General features: G+C 70.2%; 16 protein-coding genes and 1 pseudogene. 13 read left to right on the top strand and 4 right to left on the bottom strand.

Translation table 11 applies throughout. The annotated features are described in order from the left end of the window. Positions 1-115: 115 nt before the first annotated feature. From AB0H93_RS41530 to AB0H93_RS41560, 7 genes and pseudogenes are all read left to right on the top strand, one after another. A complete protein-coding gene (locus AB0H93_RS41530; protein ID WP_358581811.1) occupies positions 116-1,726 on the top strand; it encodes an ABC transporter substrate-binding protein in 1,611 nt (536 codons plus the stop codon). A 7-nt stretch (positions 1,727-1,733) separates the two neighbouring features. After that, positions 1,734-2,660 (top strand): ABC transporter permease, encoded by a 927-nt coding sequence (locus AB0H93_RS41535; RefSeq protein WP_358581813.1) that lies wholly within the window; start codon positions 1,734-1,736, stop codon positions 2,658-2,660. Beyond that, entirely contained in the window at positions 2,653-3,552 is a 900-nt protein-coding gene (locus AB0H93_RS41540; RefSeq protein WP_358581815.1) for an ABC transporter permease, read from the top strand. The genes AB0H93_RS41535 and AB0H93_RS41540 overlap by 8 nt, the downstream gene beginning before the upstream one ends. Further along, positions 3,549-4,571: an ABC transporter ATP-binding protein gene (locus AB0H93_RS41545; RefSeq protein WP_358581818.1), complete on the top strand. Its 1,023-nt coding sequence runs from the start codon at positions 3,549-3,551 to the stop codon at positions 4,569-4,571. The genes AB0H93_RS41540 and AB0H93_RS41545 overlap by 4 nt, the downstream gene beginning before the upstream one ends. Next, positions 4,568-5,578 carry a dipeptide ABC transporter ATP-binding protein gene (locus AB0H93_RS41550; protein WP_358581820.1) on the top strand — a complete coding sequence of 337 codons (1,011 nt, stop codon included), beginning with the start codon at positions 4,568-4,570 and terminating at the stop codon, positions 5,576-5,578. The genes AB0H93_RS41545 and AB0H93_RS41550 overlap by 4 nt, the downstream gene beginning before the upstream one ends. 45 nt (positions 5,579-5,623) lie before the next feature. After that, positions 5,624-5,803: pseudogene (locus AB0H93_RS41555) on the top strand (alcohol dehydrogenase catalytic domain-containing protein); the annotation flags it as partial. Continuing rightward, complete coding sequence (locus AB0H93_RS41560; RefSeq protein WP_358581852.1) at positions 5,804-6,403, top strand: zinc-binding dehydrogenase; 600 nt, start codon at positions 5,804-5,806, stop codon at positions 6,401-6,403. Between the two features lie 371 nt (positions 6,404-6,774). On the opposite strand, the gene AB0H93_RS41565 is transcribed toward AB0H93_RS41560, so the two are convergent. Then, entirely contained in the window at positions 6,775-7,959 is a 1,185-nt protein-coding gene (locus AB0H93_RS41565; RefSeq protein ID WP_358581823.1) for a Gfo/Idh/MocA family oxidoreductase, read from the bottom strand. A 247-nt stretch (positions 7,960-8,206) separates the two neighbouring features. Next, complete coding sequence (locus tag AB0H93_RS41570; RefSeq protein ID WP_358581825.1) at positions 8,207-9,121, bottom strand: LysR substrate-binding domain-containing protein; 915 nt, start codon at positions 9,119-9,121, stop codon at positions 8,207-8,209. Between the two features lie 132 nt (positions 9,122-9,253). Between AB0H93_RS41570 and AB0H93_RS41575 the strand changes: the two genes are divergently transcribed. Both AB0H93_RS41575 and AB0H93_RS41580 read left to right on the top strand, forming a co-directional pair. Continuing rightward, positions 9,254-10,210: a nitronate monooxygenase gene (locus tag AB0H93_RS41575; RefSeq protein ID WP_358581827.1), complete on the top strand. Its 957-nt coding sequence runs from the start codon at positions 9,254-9,256 to the stop codon at positions 10,208-10,210. Positions 10,211-10,269: 59 nt separating this feature from the next. Continuing rightward, positions 10,270-11,313 carry a nitronate monooxygenase gene (locus tag AB0H93_RS41580; RefSeq protein ID WP_358581830.1) on the top strand — a complete coding sequence of 348 codons (1,044 nt, stop codon included), beginning with the start codon at positions 10,270-10,272 and terminating at the stop codon, positions 11,311-11,313. Positions 11,314-11,440: 127 nt separating this feature from the next. Here AB0H93_RS41580 and AB0H93_RS41585 read toward each other — a convergent pair whose 3' ends face one another. Further along, entirely contained in the window at positions 11,441-12,649 is a 1,209-nt protein-coding gene (locus AB0H93_RS41585; RefSeq protein ID WP_358581833.1) for a globin domain-containing protein, read from the bottom strand. A gap of 75 nt (positions 12,650-12,724) precedes the next feature. Beyond that, on the bottom strand, positions 12,725-13,171 hold the full coding sequence (locus AB0H93_RS41590) for an Rrf2 family transcriptional regulator (RefSeq protein WP_358581836.1): 447 nt from the start codon (positions 13,169-13,171) through the stop codon (positions 12,725-12,727). Positions 13,172-13,325: 154 nt separating this feature from the next. On the opposite strand from AB0H93_RS41590, the gene AB0H93_RS41595 reads away from it, so the two are divergent. The 4 genes from AB0H93_RS41595 (at position 13,326) to AB0H93_RS41610 (ending at position 17,920) form a co-directional block, all read left to right on the top strand. Next, positions 13,326-14,036: a GntR family transcriptional regulator gene (locus AB0H93_RS41595; protein WP_358581838.1), complete on the top strand. Its 711-nt coding sequence runs from the start codon at positions 13,326-13,328 to the stop codon at positions 14,034-14,036. Between the two features lie 116 nt (positions 14,037-14,152). Further along, a complete protein-coding gene (solA, locus tag AB0H93_RS41600; RefSeq protein ID WP_358581841.1) occupies positions 14,153-15,289 on the top strand; it encodes an N-methyl-L-tryptophan oxidase in 1,137 nt (378 codons plus the stop codon). A gap of 16 nt (positions 15,290-15,305) precedes the next feature. After that, positions 15,306-16,757: a sodium:solute symporter family protein gene (locus tag AB0H93_RS41605; RefSeq protein WP_358581843.1), complete on the top strand. Its 1,452-nt coding sequence runs from the start codon at positions 15,306-15,308 to the stop codon at positions 16,755-16,757. Next, positions 16,754-17,920 carry an FAD-binding oxidoreductase gene (locus tag AB0H93_RS41610; RefSeq protein WP_358581847.1) on the top strand — a complete coding sequence of 389 codons (1,167 nt, stop codon included), beginning with the start codon at positions 16,754-16,756 and terminating at the stop codon, positions 17,918-17,920. The genes AB0H93_RS41605 and AB0H93_RS41610 overlap by 4 nt, the downstream gene beginning before the upstream one ends. Positions 17,921-18,187: the final 267 nt, after the last annotated feature.

Below are 18,187 nucleotides of genomic sequence, written 5' to 3' on the forward strand. Positions count from 1 at the left end.
GTGACAGGCGCCACCGGCCGCGTTAATAATGACCGAACTTGCATGAAGTTGCTCGATAACTCGGACTTACGAGCACACATGCGCAAGCTGGTATCTGAGTTAGGGAGAGCAACACATGCCCCAGAAGCTCCGGAGACGGCTGGTGCTCGCCGCCGGGATGTGCCTGGCACTGCTTACGAGCTGCGGCATGCCAGACACCGACGCCGGGCGGGTGCTGCGGGTCGCGCAGTACCCGGATCCGCCGGAGCTCAACTCGCAGCAGCAATCGGGCAGCCAGGTCTACATGGGACTGTGCGAGCCGCTGACCGGCCTCGGTTTCGCCAGGGCCGGCGACCTCCGGATGCGCGGCGCGGAAAGCGTGCGCACCGCCGACGGTCGGGTGTGGACGATCACGCTGCGCCCCGGCCGCACGTTCCACAACGGCGAACCGATCACCGCGCAGACCTACGCGGACACCTGGAACGCGGTCTCCTACGGCCCCAACGCGTACAAGGCGAGTTCCACCTTCAGCGTCATCGACGGCTTCGACGAGGTCAACGAGGACCCGCCGCAGCGCGACACGTTGCGCGGGCTGGCAGTGCTCGGGCCGCTGACCTTGCAGGTCACGCTCAAGCAGCCCAACTACGACTTCCCGAAGATCATCGCCTCCTACAGCGCGTGCCCGATCCCGAAGGAGGGCCTGGCCGACCCCACCGGCTACTCGCAGGCGCCGATCGGCAACGGCCCGTACCGCTTCGTCCGCTGGGACCGCAACGAGAAGATCGTGCTGCAGCGCTGGCACGACTACCAGGGCGAGGTGCCGCCCGGGGCGGCCGAGGAGATCCAGTTCAAGATCTACCAGTCGCAGGACACCGCCTACCGAGACGTGCAGGCCGGGCAGCTCGACGTGCTGCGCAACCTGCCCGGCGGCCTGCTCAACGACGCCCGCGCCCAGCTCGGCGACTCCGGCCTGTTCGCGATCCCGCAGCAGCGGCAGATCACCCAGATGCTGGTGCCCGAGTACGTCGAGTCGCTGCGCGATCCGCGGCTGCGCAAGGCGATCTCGCTGGCGATCGACCGCGACGCGATGGCCGGCGCGCTGCTGCGCGGCACGGCGACCCCGGCCCGTTCCCTGCTGGTCGAGGCCGTCGGCGCGCCCTACCGGGCGGACGCCTGCACGGCCTGCCGGTACGACCCGGACGAGGCTCGCCGCCTCGTCGCGGAAGCCGGCGGATTCCGGGAACCGGTGGTCATCTGGTACTCCAACACCGGAGGCGGTGGCGGCACCGAGATGTCGCAGATCGCGCTGGCCATCTCCAACGCGCTGCGGCAGGAGCTGGGCGCCGAGGTCAAGCTGAAACCGGTGCTGCCCGCCCAGCTCACGCAGGCGCAGATCAGCGGCGAGCTGACCGGCCCGGCGCTGAGCCTCTGGGGCGACATCTACCCCAGCCCCGACCAGTACCTGGGCATGTTCCGCAAGGGCGGCGACGGCAACGAGTACACCCGCTACGACAACTCGCGCGCCAACGAACTGATCAACCAGGCGCTGGGCACCGGCGACGAGCTGGAAGCAGCGCGGCTCTGGCAGCGCGCCGAGGACCTGATCCTCGACGACATGCCCGCGATTCCGCTCTACTACCCGGCCATCTACGCCGCGCACGCGCCGTGCGCCACGCCGGTCACGCTCGGCGGCGACCTCCAGTACTACCTGACCGAGTTCGAGTGCGGCCCCGGCCGCGAGGGGTGATGCCGACATGCTCGGATACGTCGTCCGCCGCTTCGCGGCGATGCTGCCGGTGTTGTTCGGCGTCACGTTCCTGATCTTCGCGCTGGTCTACGCGATGCCCGGCGACCCGATCGCCGCGCTCGCCGGCGACCGGCCGATGCCACCGTCCACTGTGGCGGCGCTGCGCGAGCAGTACCACCTGGACGAGCCGCTGATCACCCAGTACCTGCTGTACATGACCGGGCTGTTCCAGGGCGACTTCGGCACCGACTTCTTCGGCCGGCCGGTGCTCGAGATGATCGCCGAGCGGTGGCCGACGACGCTGCAGCTGGCGCTGACCGCCTGGGTGTTCAAGCTGGTGATCGGCCTCGTGGTCGGGATCTTCGGCGCGCTGCACCGCGGCCGCTTCGGCGACCACCTGACCCTGGCGTTCACGGTGCTTTTCGTGGCGCTGCCCGGGTTCGTCATCGCCTTCATGGCGCAGCTGGTGTTCGGCTTGAAGCTGCAGCTGTTCCCGATCGCGGGCGTCGCCAACGGCTGGCCGATGAGCTTCATCCTCCCGGCGCTGGTGGTGGCGCTGGAGGCCGCGGCGCCGCTGGCGCGGCTGACCAGGTCGAGCCTGGTCGACGTGATGGGCGCCGAATTCATCCGCACCGCGCGGGCCAAGGGCGCGTCGGCCGGTCGCGTCGTGTGGGGGCACGCGCTGCGCAACTCGATGATCCCGGTGGTCACCTACCTCGGGCTCAGCCTGGCGGCGATGCTCGGCGGCGCCGTGATCGTCGAGAGCGTGTTCAACCTGCCCGGCATCGGCGGCCTGCTGGTGCAGGCGGTGCAGACCCAGCAGGGCACCATCGTGGTGGGCGTGGCCACCTTCATCATCCTGATCTACCTGCTGGTGAACCTGCTGGTGGACATCAGCTACGGAATCATCGACCCGAGGGTGCGCAATGCCTGACCGGACCGACTTCTCCCCCACTCCCGCCCAGGCCGCGCCCCGCCGGAGGTTCACGCTGGTCGGCCGGCTGCCGAGGCCGCTGCGCGCGCCGCTGTTCGTGGTCGCGGCGCTGATCGCCGCCGGCTACGTGCTGATGGCGGTCTGGCCGAGCCTGTTCACCTCAGCCGACCCGATGCACTGCGAGCTGCGGCTCAGCGGCGCGGGCCCGGCGCCGGGCCATCCGTTCGGCTTCGACATGCAGGGCTGCGACTACTTCGCCAACGTCGTGCACGGCGCCCGGCCGTCGATCGCGATCGGTCTGCTCGTCACCGCGGTGACCTTCGTGCTGGCCGCGGTGCTCGGCGCGCTGGCCGGTTACTTCGGCGGCATCGTCGACGGAGTCGTCTCGCGGATCGCCGACGTGGTGTTCGGCCTGCCGATGATCATCGCCGCGATCGTGGTGCTCAACCTGTTCGAAGAACGCACGATCTGGACGGTGAGCCTGGTCCTGATCGTCTTCGGCTGGCCCGGCGGCATGCGCTACATGCGCGGCTCGGTCCTCAAGATCCGCAACCTCGAATACGTGCAGGCCGCGCGCGTGCTGGGCGGCAGCCACCTGCGCATCATGGGCACGCACATCGCACCGAACGCGCTGACCTCGCTGATCGTGCTCAAAACCCTCGAGATCGGCGGTGTCATCGCCGCCGAGGCGGCGCTGACCTTCCTCGGCATCGGGCTCCAGCCGCCCGCGATCTCGTGGGGGCTCCAGCTCTCCACCGCCCAGCAGCAGTGGCAGGCCAGCCCGCACCTGCTGGTCTACCCTGCCCTGTTCCTGACCGGCGCCGTCCTGGCGTTCGTCGTCCTCGGCGACAGCCTGCGGGAGACCCTCGACCCGAAAGGAAAGAAATCGTGAACGCGAAGGCGCGGTCCGCGCCGCACCAGGCCGAGGACGACCGGCGCACGGTTCTCGACGTGCGCGGCCTCAGCGTCGACTTCCACACGCCCGCCGGCCGGTTGCACGCCGTCCAGGACGTCAGCTTCAGCGTGGGCGCGGGCGAAACGCTCGCCGTGCTCGGCGAATCCGGCTCGGGCAAGAGCGTCACCGCGCAGGCGATCATGGGCATCCTCGACACGCCGCCGGCCGAGATCGTCGGCGGCACCGTCGAGCTCGGTGGCCAGGACCTGCTCGCGCTGCCCGAGCGGCAACGCCGCGCGGCAACGGGATCGCGCGTGTCGCTGATCTTCCAGGACGCGCTCACGGCGCTGAACCCGGTGCAACCGGTGGCCAAGCAGATCGGCGAGCTGTACCGGCTGCACCGCGGCGCGTCGCGGAAGCAGGCGTGGCGGCAGGCCGTGGAAATGATGGACCGGGTGCGGATTCCGGCGGCGGCAAGCCGCGCCGGCGACTACCCGCACCAGTTCTCCGGCGGCATGCGCCAACGCATCCTCATCGCGATGGCGCTGGCGCTGGACCCGGAGGTCGTGATCGCCGACGAACCCACCACCGCTCTCGACGTGACCGTGCAGGCCCAGATCCTCGACCTGCTCGCCGAACAGCAGGCCGAGCGCGGCCTGGCGCTGGTGTTGATCACCCACGACCTCGGTGTCGCGGCCAAGATGGCCGACCGCGCCCTGGTGATGTACTCCGGGCGCGTCGTCGAGCACGGGCCGATCCGCCGGCTGTTCACCGCGCCGATCCACCCGTACAGCCAGGGCTTGGTCGCCTCGATCCCGCGGCGGTCGCACCGCGGCGGTCCGCTGCCCGCGATCAGCGGCCTGCCGCCGAGCCTCACCGATCGCCCCGCGGGCTGCCGCTTCCACCCCCGCTGCAGCATCGCGCGCGAACACTGCGAGTCGGTCGAACCGGAACTGCTGCAGCTGGACGACGGCAGGCAGACCCGGTGCCACTTCTGGACGGAGGTCGCATCGTGACCGATCAGCACATCCTCGACGTGCACGACGTCACCAAGCACTACCGCAAGCGCGGCGGCGGGCGGTTCGGCCTCGGATCCGCCACCGTCAAAGCGGTCGACGGCGTGAGCCTGAAGCTGCGCAAGGGCGAGGCGCTGGGCATCGTCGGCGAGTCCGGGTGCGGCAAGTCCACGTTGACCCGGCTGCTCACCGCGCTGGAGAAGCCCACCAGCGGGCAGATCCGCTACCGGGGCGTCGACGTCCACAGTGCGAAAGGCGCTGCCCGAACCCAGATGCGGCGCAACATCCAGATGGTCTTCCAGGACCCCTACGCCTCGCTCAACCCGCGCAAGACCGTCGGCTCGATCCTGGCCGAGCCGTTCCGGATCCACCGCGACGCGCTGCCCGAGTCGGGCCTGCGCCCGCGGCTGGAGCAGCTCCTGGAACAGGTCGGCCTGCGGCCGGACCACCTCGACCGGTACCCGCACGAGTTCTCCGGCGGACAGCGCCAGCGCATCGGCATCGCCCGCGGCATCGCGCTGAACCCGGAGGTGCTGATCTGCGACGAACCGGTCTCCGCGCTCGACGTCTCGGTGCGCGCGCAGGTCCTCAACCTGCTCGCCGAGCTGCAGCGCGAACTGTCGCTGACCGTCGTGTTCATCGCGCACGACCTCGACGTGGTGCGGCACTTCTGCGACCGGATCGCGACGATGTACCTGGGCAGGGTGGTCGAGGAAGGCGACTGCGACGCGGTCTACGACCACCCGGCGCACCCCTACACCCGGGCCCTGCTGTCCGCGATCCCGCGCCCCGGTTTCGACGACGAACCGGAGCAGGAACGCATCGTGCTCGAAGGCGACCCGCCGTCGCCGATCGCACCGCCGTCCGGCTGCCCGTTCCACACCCGGTGCTGGATGGCCCGACCGGACTGCGCGCACACCGTTCCGGCCGGGCACGACCTGGGCGAGGGGCACGTCTCGCACTGCCACTTCGCCACCGAGGTCGCCGACGCCGACGCGCGCCGGTGAGGCGCACAGCCTGCGACGTGTGGTGTACAGGGCTACACCTATGGTCACGAGTTCGCCGGCACCGCCGCCGACGGCACGTGTTACGCCGTCGAACCCACCGTCTACTGCGGAGAGTGCGACCAGTGCCGCGCCGGCCACGTCCAGCGGTGCAACGCGCCGGAGCACGGAACGCTGGGGATATTCAGGGACGGCGGGATGTGCGATGCCGTCACCGTCGCCGAGGACATGCTCGTCCGACTCCCGTCCGGCCTGGATGTGCGCGACGCCTGCCTCGTGGAGCCGGCGTCGGTGGCCTGGCACGGTGTGCGTAGCGCGGCACTCGAGCCCGGGGAGCGGGTGGCGGTCGTCGGCGGCGGCAGCATCGGGCTGCTGGCTGCGGCGGCAGCCCGGCAGCGCGGCTTCGACGTCGATGTCGAGGTGCGCCACAAGCACCAGAGGATCGCGGCGGAACGCCTCGGACTCGGCTCGGCGGACGGCGTCTACGACGTCGTGATCGACGCTGCGGGCAGCGAGGCAGGCCTGGCCCGGTGCGCCGAACTGGCCCGCGTCGGCGGTCGCGTCGTGCTGCTGGGCGTGTACCAGCACACCGCGCCCATCCCGGGCATCGCCAGCCTGGTCAAGGAACTAAGCTACATCCACTCCATCGCCTACGGCCGGCACGACGGCGTCCGCGACACCGAACAGGCCGCGGCGATGCTCGCCGGCAACCCCGAGATCGCGCAGACGGTGATCACCCACCGCTTCCCCCTCGACGACGCCGCAGAGGCCTTCCGCGTGGCCGGCGACCGTGCCTCCGGAGCCATCAAGGTCGTCCTCCACCCCTGACCGCACCCCGCCCGGCGCGTACGCACTCCTAGCGGCGGCAGGGGTTATGCCCTGGCAGAGGCGCTCTACCAGTAGGGAGCCACTGCGCCGCAGCGACGGCGATCCAGCCGACGGCGCTGGTGAACGCGCTATGCGGCATGAGCGGATGTTTGTTGTGCCCAACAAACCGATCAGCGTCCGAAGTGGACAAGTACGCCACGGTGGTGGGTGCCTGACGCCGGTGGCGTTTTCGCGCGAAACCGGCGCCGTGCACCTCAGACGGCCATGTCCCACGCATACCTGCGCAGCATTCTGAAACGACCCCGGGAGCGCTGTGCTGGCGTGCCGCGGAGAAGTGTCCGCTGCGCCCCGCGGGCGCAGCGGAGCACTGGTCAGGACGAGCTGACGCGGGACCGCTCGAAGTAGTCGATCAGGGCGGCGTCCGGCGCCGTCACCTCGACCGGCATTCCACCGCTGCGCAGCGATTCCGTTGCCGCGCAACCGGTCGCGACCGCTTCCCGCGCCGCGATCGGCGAGGTGATGGTCGGCACGTCGGCGCTCACGAACGCCAGGAACTCGGCCACGATGCGCGGGTCCGCGCCGCCGTGCCCGCCGCTGGCGCGCTCGACCTCCACCACCCGGTCGGCGTCGGGCGCGTAACCGCGGTGCCTGCGGTTCCACACCTTGACCACCGAATCCGCGTCGTCGCCGAAGTTCTCCAGCCTGCCCTCGGTGCCGATGACGGTGTAGTTGCGCCAGTAGTCCGGCGTGTAGTGGCACTGCTGGTAGCTCGCCAGCACGCCGTTGTCCAGCTCCAGGTTGACCAGGCTCAGGTCCTCGACGTCCACCACCGGGTTGAGGCCGGTCTGGCTGCGCGGCGGCCAGTTCTGCTCGTACTCGGCCCAGTCGTGGCCCGTCTTGTAGGTCTCGCGCTCGTTGCGGTCGGTGATGTCGCCGTAGACCGTCAACGCGCCCATCGCGTTGACGCGCCTGCTGTACCCGCCGGCCAGCCAGTGCAGCACGTCGATGTCGTGCGCGCCCTTCTGCAGCAGCAGGCTCGTGCTCTTGCTCCGGTCGGCGTGCCAGTCCTTGAAGTAGAAGTCGCCGCCGTGCCCGACGAAGTGGCGGCACCAGATCGAGGTGACCTCACCGATCGCGCCCGAGGTGATGAGATCGCGCATCGTGCGGATCACCGGCATGTGCCGCATGTTGTGCCCGACGTAGAGCTTGCCGCCGGACTGCCGCGCCGCGGCGAGGACGCGGTCGCAGCCGGCCGTGGTGACCGCCAGCGGCTTCTCGAGGTAGACGGCGAGCCCGGCTTCCAGGCAGCGGATGGCGTGCTCTTCATGCAGGTGGTCGGGGCTGACGACGAACACCGCGTCCAGCTCGCTTTCCAGCAGCTCATCGAGCGTGTGCGTCTGCCGGACGTCGTCGCCGTAGCGCTGCGCGGCGGCAGCGGCGCGCGCCGGATCCGGATCGCACACCGCGACGATCCGCGAGCCCTCACCAGGCCGATGGGCGTGGTCGGCGATCCCCACCCGCAGCCCGCACCCGAGCACACCTGTCCTTACGTCCATGGGTCACCTTCCCGCGTGCGCGCACCGGCAAGACTGCGCATTTTTGCTCCAACATGATTGTTTGCAGCATATATCGATCAGTTTCGCGCAATCCACTCTATGTCGCCCACGCCGCCGACACCACCCCAGGACAGGACATGGCACACGCGAGCGGCACCACTGTTGCACCCGGGCGGCGACCGGCCTTGGGCCGAATTCGACGGGAGGGCAACCACAACCGACGTCGGCGACAGCACCCCTGGAGGGACTACCCGCCCTCTCCTGGCGCGACCGTGCGCAAGACCGCGCCGACGCTGCGGTCGGCCGCGGTGTGGAGGTGCCGGCGGAACTCCTTCAGCGCCATGGTGACGTGCGCGTCGCGACGACGAACGAACACGGTCGTCACCGTTGCGTCGGCAGGCGCCATCCGGTGCAGGCGGAGTCGGTGGCGCAGTCCAGAATGCTCGACCAGCGCCCGGGGCAGCATCGTGATGCCGAGGCCCGCGGCGACGCAGCCGAGGATGCCTTCGACCGTGCCGTAGTCGAGGACCTTCGGTTCCACGCCCCGCGCTCGGACGACGGTTTCAAGCCTGCGCCGGTACGAGCACCCCGCGCGGAACACGAGCAGCCGGGGGCCGTTGGGTCCGCGCAATGCGTCATCGAGGTCGCGGTGCCTCAGCGCGGTGATGACGACCATTTCCTCGGTGAAGACCTCTTCTTCGTGCAGGTCCTCGTCGTTGACTGGGCCGGCGACGAGCGCTCCGTCGAGGGCGTGGTCCTTGACCAGCTCCACCAACGACTCGGTGGGGCCGGTGAGCACGGAGAGGTCGACATCCGGCCAGGCCGCGGTGTAGGACTCGAGGACGGGCGGCAACCGGATCCCGGCCGTCGTCTCCATCGCTCCGATTCGCAACGGCCCGGAAGGCCTGTCGTCCCGAACGGCGCGGCGGGCCTCGTCCGCGAGCGAGGTGATCCGCTGGGCGTAACCGAAGAACTGCTCCCCGGCCGCGGTCAAGGCCACTCCCCGGGCGTGGCGGCGGAGGAGGACCGCGCCGAGTTCTCGTTCCAGCCCTGCCATTCGCGCGCTGATGCTGGACTGCACGGTGTGCAGTTCCGCGGCCGCGCGCGTGATGCCACCGGTGCGTGCCACGACGACGAACACCTGCAGGTCCGACAACTCCACGTGCTCGCTCCTGACCTCTAGGGTTCGTCGCTGACGATGGCAGCGTTCGCCACTCATCGTTGGACACGATTCCTAGCAGAGCCTAGCGTCCTTCCTGCACCGGAGACGCAGGTCGACAGCGGGGAGAACGCGTTGATCCCAACCAGACTGACGGCGGCGCTGGGCATCGAGCGGCCGGTCTTGCTCGCGCCGATGGACAAGGTCGCCGATGCCCGACTCGCTTCGGCGGTGTCCGCGGCGGGTGGGCTGGGCTTGCTCGGTGGCGGGTACTGCGATCGCGAATGGCTGGACGAGCAGCTGGCGTCGGTGAGCAGGCGGGTCGGATGCGGGTTCATCACGTGGTGCCTGGCCCGGAATCCCGAGCTGCTCAACGTCGCGCTCGATCACGACCCGGCAGCGGTGTTCCTGTCGTTCGGCGACCCGATGCCGTTCGCCGACCGGATCCACGAGGCGGGCGTGCCGCTGCTGTGCCAGGTCTGCACGGTCGAAGAAGCGCGACGCGCCCTGGATTCCGGCGCGCGCGTTCTGGTGGCCCAGGGAGGAGAGGCGGGCGGGCATGGCACCGGAACCCGTTCGACCCTCACCCTGGTCCCCGAACTGGCCGACCTGCTCGCCGCGCGTTCTCCTGACACACTGCTCGTGGCCTCGGGCGGGGTGGCGGACGGCCGCGGACTGGCCGCCGCCTTGTGCTTGGGGGCCGACGGCGTGGTGATGGGGAGCCGGTTCTGGGCGAGCACGGAGGCGGCCGTGTCCGCCGCCGCGCAGCGCCGCGCACTCGCCTCCAGCGGCGACGACACCGTGCGGCAGAGCGTGTACGACATCGTCCGGGCGGTGGACTGGCCCTCCCACTACACCGGACGAGTGCTGCGCAACGACTTCGTCCGGCAGTGGCACGGGCACGAGCACGAGCTGCGCGAAGACCTGCCCCGTCTGCAAGAGGTCTTCAAGAACGCCAAGGACAACGACGACTACAGCATCGGGAACGTCATCGTCGGCGAAGCGATCGGCCTCATCGACGAACTCGAGCCCGTCGAAGCGATCATCGACCGCGTCGTGCGGGAAGCCTCGTCCATCCTCGTCTCGACCTGAGCTCGTCGACAGCGCGCCGATCGCTCGTCCACCACGCAAAACCATGGGAGGAACTGCACATGCAGCAACGAGTTCGGGATTTCTGCGCGCGCTTCGGCCTGCGCGTGCCGATCGTGCAGGCACCGACGGCCGGTGCCTGCCCGCCCCGGCTGGCGATCGCGGTGGCCGAAGCCGGCGGGATGGGCGCGAACGGGGTGGTGCTCGACCGGCCCGAACTCATCGGCGACTGGGTGGAGCGGTTCCGCGCGGGAACGTCCGGCCCGTTCCAGCTGAACACCTGGATCCCGGACGCGCCGGTCGACGATCCCGGGCGGCAGCAGGCGGCGGAGCAGTTCCTGACGCGGTTCGGCGAAGCTGGCGAGGCCGGGCCTCCGAGCCCGGATTTCGCCGAGCAGTGCGAGGCCATGCTGGCGGCCCGGCCGACGGTCGTCTCGTCGATCATGGGGCTCTTCGCCGATGACTACGTCGAGCGGCTGCACCGGGCGGGCATCGCGTGGTTCGCCTGCGCGACCAACCTCGCCGACGCCCTGGCCGCCCAGGACGCAGGTGCCGACGCCGTCGTCGCTCAGGGAATGGAAGCGGGCGGGCACCGGGGCAGCTTCGACCCGCAGACGGCCGAGCAGACCGACGTCGGCCTTTTCGCCCTGATCCCGCACCTGGTCGACCGGCTGCGGATCCCGGTCATCGCGGCCGGCGGAATCGCGGACGGTCGTGGCGTGGCCGCCGCGCTGACCCTCGGCGCGAGCGCGGTCCAGGTGGGGACCGCGTTGCTGCGCTCCCCCGAGGCGGGCATCGACGACGGCTGGTCGGCCGCCATGGAAGGGCTGTCGCCGGAGCGGACGGTCACCACCCGCGCGTACACCGGCCGGCTCGGACGGGCGGCGCCGACGCCGTTCGTGACGGCGTGGACGAGCGACGAAGCTCCTTTGCCCGCCCCATATCCCGTCCAGCGGCGGCTGGTGGGCCAGTGGCGCCGGGGCGGTGCGGCCGGTCTCGACCGGGTCAACCACTGGGCCGGCCAGAGCGCGGCCCTGGCCACCACGGCACCGGCGGGAGAGATCGTCACTCGCATGTGGACGGACGCGCGCGAACTGCTCGCCTGATCGCGGACGGGCACCAGGCGGCGCCGACGATGCATCCGGATGTTCGGGCGTGGTCGGCACCCTGGTGGTCGAGACGCGGTTCAGCGTTGCGGGCTGGACCGAATCATCGGAGCACTGCCCGGAAACGTCAGTCCTGGCCGAGCCAGAGGTCGGGGCCGAAGACCTCGTAGTGGATGTCGGTCGCCGGGACGCCGAGTTCGCGGAGCTGGGTGCGGACCGCGCGCAGGAACGGCAACGGCCCGCACAGGTAGGCCGTGATGCCCTCCGGGATGCCGATCGCGGTCAGGTCGACCAGCCCCGTGCGGTCGGCAGGCCAGGGACCTTCGGGGGCCTCGTACCAGACGTGGGCGGTGGCGTCGGGCAGCTTCGCGACGAGTTGGTCGAGGTCGGCGCGGAATGCGTGGGTGCCCTGGGCGCGGTCGGCGTGCACGGCGATGACCCGGCGCGGCGAGCCGGTGCCCGCCAGGTGGTTGAGCATGCTGATCATCGGTGTGCAGCCGATGCCGGCCGAGGCGAGCAGGACCGGACCGTCGCCGTCGCCGTCGCCGTCGCCGTCGCCGTCGCCGAGCGTGACATCGCCGAAGGGCGCCCCGATCCGGAGGACGTCGCCTTCGGTGACGCGCTCGTGCAGGTGGTTGGAGACCTCGCCGTCCGGGCTGCCGACGACCTTCTTGACCGTGAACTGCACCGCGTCGGCGGGCGCGCCGGAGAGGCTGTACTGGCGGATCTGGCGCGCCCCGTCCGGCAGTTCGACCTGCACGGACACGTACTGGCCGGGTCGCGACGCGGGTGGCGGGGAGCCGTCGACCGGGCGGGCGAGGAAGGTGACGACGTCGTTGTCGGGCAGGCGGCCCACGACGCGGTAGTCGCGCCAGACGTCGCCGTCGGGGGTGCCCGCCTCGGCGTACAGGCGGGTTTCGATCGCGATGAGCGCGTCCGCCATCGACCAGTAGACCTCGCTCCACGCCGCGGCGACTTCATCAGTGACGGCCTCGCCCAACACCTCGGCGATGGCGGCGAACAGGTTCGTGTGCACGATCGCGTACTGGTCGGGCGTGATCCCCAGGGACGCGTGCTTGTGCGCGATGCGGCTCAGCATCGTCTCGGGCGGGGTGCCGGGATTTTCCAGGAGCGCCGAGGCGAACGCCGCGATCGATCCCGCCAGGGCCTGCTGCTGCTCGCCGCTCGCCTGGTTGCCCCGGTTGAACAGGTCGCGCAGCAACTCGGGGCGGGCGGTGAAGAGCTTGTCGTAGAACACCGACGCGATCTCGCCGATGGCGCTGCGGACCGCCGGCAGGGTGGCGCGCACCGTTTCGATCGATTCCTCGGACAACATCGGCCAACTCCAAACTGGTATCCAATATTCGTATTTTTGGCCGCACCGGATCACCGGGCGCGGCGCGTTCCGGGGTCAGCCCGCCGGCGGCCTCGACGACAGGCTCAGCAGGATGGGTCCGGTGGGGGCGGCCACCAGGTCCTCGATGGTGATCGGGTCGAGCGCGGCGAAGAAGGCTTCCTGGGCGTTGCGCAGCGCCGTGCGAAGTCGGCATGCCGACCGCAACGGGCAGGGCGGATCGTCCTCGCAGCCCACCACATCGCCCACGCCTTCGAGCTCGCGGACGAGTCGGCCGAGAGATCCGGTGCGCCCCGACTGGGTCAGAGCGAGCCCGCCACCTCGACCCCGGCGAGCTTCGACGACGCCGAGGCGCTGCAGCAGCGTGACGACCTTCGCGGCATGGCTGTAGGGAACGGCGACCTGGCCGGCGACCTCGCGCGTGGTCGGCGCGGCTTCGTCGTCCAGGACCGCGAGGCGCATCGCTATCCGCAGCGCGAGATCGGTTCGTTTGGTCAGCCGCACGAGCACGACCCTAGATAACTGGAATCTCAAAATCCAAATATCTCCCGCGCGCCTGTAAGGCAGCTCATACCGGGCGCCCCGCGCTCCGCGACGATATTGACCGTGCAAACCCAGTATTGACCGGTCAATTGATCGCCCGCTAGATTCTCCTCCCATGGCAGTCCCGGCGTACTTGCGGATCCGCAACGAGCTGGAGCGGCAGATCCGCTCCGGCGCGCTTCCGCCTGGAACCCGGCTGCCGACCGAGTCCGAACTCCAACAGGAGCACTCGATCGGCCGCGCGACCGCGCAGCGAGTGCTGACCGAGCTGGCGCAGGCGGGCCTGGTGGAGCGCCACCGCCGACGCGGAACGTTCGTCGCATCGAGTGCACGGCAGGAGAACCTGCTGCGCATCGCCAACCCGGTGCTGCAGGGCCCGGAGATCCCGGGTCGGCACGCGGTGGACTCGATCACGGTGGTCCCGGCCCGGGACGCCGACGTCGACCTGCCCGGCGTGGCCGACGACGCGCCGGTGCACGAGTTGCGGCGGCTGAAGTTCGACGTCGACGACAACCCGATCGCCGTCGAACTGTCCGTCATCCCGTTCTCGTTGGCACCACGACTGCAGGACGAGGACCTCGTCCACCTGACCGTGCACGACTACTTCACCCGCATCGGCGTTCCCGCGGCGAAGTCCCGCGTCTACATCGACCCGATCAACCTCGACGAGGCGACCGCGGATCGGCTGCAGCTGCCCGTAGGCAAGGCGGTGATCCGGTTGCGGCGCCTGACCTGGCTGACCGACGGCGATCTCGCCGAAGTGGCGTGGTGGATCATGCGCCCCGACCTCGTCGAGTACTTCCTCGAACAAACAATTCCCCAGTAACGAGGAATCCCCCTAAGCCGCCGATCCCCAGTGGATCGGTCGATGCGCCGTGCGCATTTTCACGGACCTCCCATCCCCGGTGAACATCGTCATCGGCGCACGAAGGAGTGTGACCATTGGCAACCCCGCGCATCGCGATCATCGGCACCGGCGTGATCGGTGCGATGGCCGCCTGGCAGCTCACCCGTCGAGGGGCCGAGGTACTGGCCTTTGACGCCTACTCCCCCGGTCACGACCGCGGCGCATCCGCCGGTGAATCGCGGATCTTCCGGACCATCTACAAGGAAGGATCGAGCTACGTCCCGCTGCTGCAGCGGTCCGGCGGCCTGTGGCACGACCTGGAGCGAACGTCCGGGTCCGATCTGCTGACGATGTGCGGCGGGCTGACCATCGGCCGCGCCGACCACCCGGACGTCCAGGCCGTCCAGCGCTGCGCCGAAGAGCACGGGCTCGACCACGAAGTCCTCGACGCGAACCGGTCTCGGGAGCGCTTTCCCCAGCACGCGGTCGACGACGACGAAGTAGCGGTGTTCGATCCGGCCGCGGGCGTCCTCCGCCCCGAGCTCGCAGTGCAGGCAGCCCTGCACGCCGCCGAGGCATCCGGTGCGACGCTGCTGTCCCACCACCCGGTCCAAGAGGCCTCCGAGACCGCGCATGGGTGGCGAATCACCAGCAACGGCAAGGACTTCGACGCCGATCACGTCGTCTTCGCCCCCGGGCCGTGGGCGTCGCGGCTGGAACCGCTGCGAGGACTTCCGGTCGAGGTCAGGTTGATCACCGCGTGCTGGTGGGCGGCCCGCGACCACGCCGCCCACCTGCCGGACCGGTTGCCGATCACCATCCGCCGACACCGCGAAGCCGGGTTCTCCTGCTTCCCGTCACTGGACGGCGCATCCATCAAGACCGTGCCGCACCACCTCGGGTTCCCGGTGCTGGACGGCCCGGATGCCCTGCCCCGCAACGCTTCCCCGGAATTCGTCCGCGCGGCATCGGCCGCCACGGCCCGGCTGCTGCCCGGCGTCGTGCCGCACCCGATCCGGATCGGCACCTACGCCGAAGGGTTCACCCCGGACGACCACGCGCTGCTCGGCGCCCTGCCCGGCCTGCGCAACGCCACGGTCATGACCGGCTTCTCCGGCCACGGTTTCAAGCTCGCACCGGTCTTCGGCGAGATCGGCGCCGACCTGGTCCTGACCGGCGGCACCGCGCACGACATCGACCACCTCGACCCCAGCCGCTTCACCAACGCGTGATCACTGGAGGCACACCATGCCCACTGGTTCGACCGGACAGCTGGTCGGGATCGTCCTCACCACCCTGCTGGTGATCGGCGCCGGCGCCGCCATGTCCGTCTACTTCGGACGCCGCGCCAAGACGTCCCAGGACTGGCTCGCGGCCAACGAGTCGCTGCCGCTGTTCGTCGTCGTCATCACCCAGTTCGCCGCCGCCTCGGGCGGCGGCGTGCTCATCGCCCACGTCGGGATCGGCTACAGCTCCGGGTGGTCGGTGTTCATCTACGAAGGCTGCGTGCTGGTCGGCTTCCTGCTGCTCATGCTGATCGCGCGCTGGCTGCGCGAGCAGCGGTTCACCACCGTGCCCGACGTCGTCACCCGCCTGTTCGGCCAGAACCGGCTGCTCACCGCCATCGCCGCGCTCGCCGCGCTGGTGGTCCCGTTCGGCTGGATCGCGACGCAGTTCGTCGCCTTCGCCCGGCTCTTCGGCCAGCTGACCGGAATCCCCCTCCCCGTGCTCGTCGCGGTCATCGCCCTCGCTTCGCTGGCGTTCGTGCTGCCCGGCGGGCTGACCTCGGTGGCGTGGGCCGACTTCGTGTTCGGCCTCTTCAAGATCACCATGGCGCTCGTCGTCGCGATCTACGGCATCCAGCTGGCCGGCGGCTGGACGCACGTCACCCAGGTCGTGCCGCAGCGGCTGTGGGGCTTCGAGGGAGTCACGGCCGTGGGCTGGCAGCAGATCTGGCTGTGGGCGGCCGCGATCATCCCCGGAACCCTGACCAACCAGCTCTACTACCAGCGCGTGTTCGCGACCAAGCGGATCAGCGACGCGCGCCGCGGCCTCGGGCTCTCGGGCCTGACGATGCTCATCAGCGGCGTCTACGCCGGCTGCATCGGGCTCGCGGTGCACGCGATGAACCCGAACCTGTCCTCCCAGGAGGACGCCGCCGGCTGGCTGCTCACCCAGCTGCCGTCCTGGATGCTCATCGTCTTCGCGGCGTTCCTCGTCTCGACGATCGTCGCCACCAGCGGCGCCGCCCTGCAGTCGGTCACCGCCAACCTGACCCGCGACGTCTACCAGAACATCGCCGGCAAGCAGGCGAGCGAACGCCGGACCGTCGCGCTGTCGCGGGTGCTGACCGTCGCGGTGTCGATCATCGCCGCCGTGCTGGCGGTCGTGTTCCCACAAGCCCTGCCGTGGCTCGTGGCCACCTACGCCTACTCGGCGGCGGCGCTGGCCGCGCCGATCTTCCTCGGCTACCTGCTGCACCGCCGCCGCGACCTCACCCCGGCGACCGCGATCGCGAGCATGGTGGCTGGCATCGTCGGTTGCGGCGTCGCGCAGGTGCTGGACACCACCGTGCCCTACGCGGTGTACGGCATCGCCACTTCGGCCGTGGTGCTGCTGCTGATGACCGCCGCGACGTCCAGCAAGAGGGCCGACGCACCCGCGCCGGCCGTTCGCAGTGAGATTGTGAGGGAACGATGAGCAACAGGATCGCCGTCGTCGGCCTCGGAGTGCTGGGTGCCAGCGTCGCACGATCGCTGGCCCTGCGCGGCGCCGAGGTGACCGTGTTCGAACGGTCCGCGGCGCTGGCCGGGACATCGGGCACGTCGTTCGCCTGGACCAACTCGCACAGCAAGAACCCGCGCTCCTACCACGACCTCAACGTCGCCGGACTCGCCGAACACGACGCGCTCGCCTCCGACACCGCGCAGACATGGCTGGTGCGCAACGGAAACCTCGAGTGGGCCGAAGACCCCACGGGCGCGGACCGGCTCGCCGCCTCGGTCGCGGAACTCACCGACCGCGACTACCCCGTCGACTGGATCACCCCGCAGCGGGCCCGCGAACTCGTGCCCGACCTGCGCATCCCCGACCACGTCACCGACATCGCCCACTACCCCACCGAAGGACACGTCTTCCCGGCGCTGCTCGTATCGCGGCTGTGGGGCGAAGCACGCGACCACGGCGCACGCCTGCGCTGCCCCGCGACGGTGACCGGCCTGTCCGAGACCGACAGCGGGGTGCGGATCGAGCTGGCCGACGGTGTCGCCGAGGCCGACGCCGTCGTGCTCGCGGTCGGCCGCTGGACCGAGGCGCTCACCGCGTCGGCGGGCCACCGCATCCCCGTGGCCGACCCCGACGCCGCGGGAACCGCGACCGTCGGGATGCTCGGCTACACCAACCCGCTCCCCACGAGGCTGGACCGCATCCTCACCACGCCGCGGCTCAACGTCCGGCCGGACGGTGGCGGCCGACTGATCGTGCAAGGCCTGGACCTCGACGCCGACGCCGACCCGGCCAACCCGCCGGCGCTCGACGGCCACCACGCCAGGCAGTTGTGCAGCCGCCTCAACGACCTGCTCGACGGCACCGGAGGGGCCCACCTGGAATCCCTGCGCATCGGTCAGCGCGCCATGCCCGCCGACGGCCTGACCGTCGCCGGGTTCCTCGGCGACAGAGGCAAGATCTACACCCTCTGCACGCACAGCGGCATCACGCTCGGCCCACTCCTCGGGCGTCTCGCCGCGCAGGAACTCCTCACCGGAGACCTCGCGGAGATCCTCGCGGACTTCCGCCCCCAGCGCCTCATCGGCCGCACCGACCTCCCCGCCCTCCAACCGGCCCGCTTCGCCGGCCAGCAGTAACGGAACCCGCAGTGCCCAGGCGCTCCTCCGGCCACCTGGACCCTACGCAGACCAGCACAACGGTGATCTACGTTCGGTGACCTACGTTCCGGTGGTCCGCAGTTTCAATTGAAACTGCGGACCACCGGCGTGTCGGGCCACGACACGCCGGAGGCTGTGGACAACTCCCGCAATTTCAATGAGTGTTTTTCATCCTGGTCGGCCCGCAGCCGCGGGCCGCAAAGCTGCACGTCGATGGGGTGCCGCATGCGCCGCAGGCGCATAGCC

Origin of the sequence: Saccharopolyspora sp. NPDC050642, from assembly GCF_040654735.1 — a bacterium.
Lineage (GTDB): Bacteria > Actinomycetota > Actinomycetes > Mycobacteriales > Pseudonocardiaceae > Saccharopolyspora > Saccharopolyspora elongata.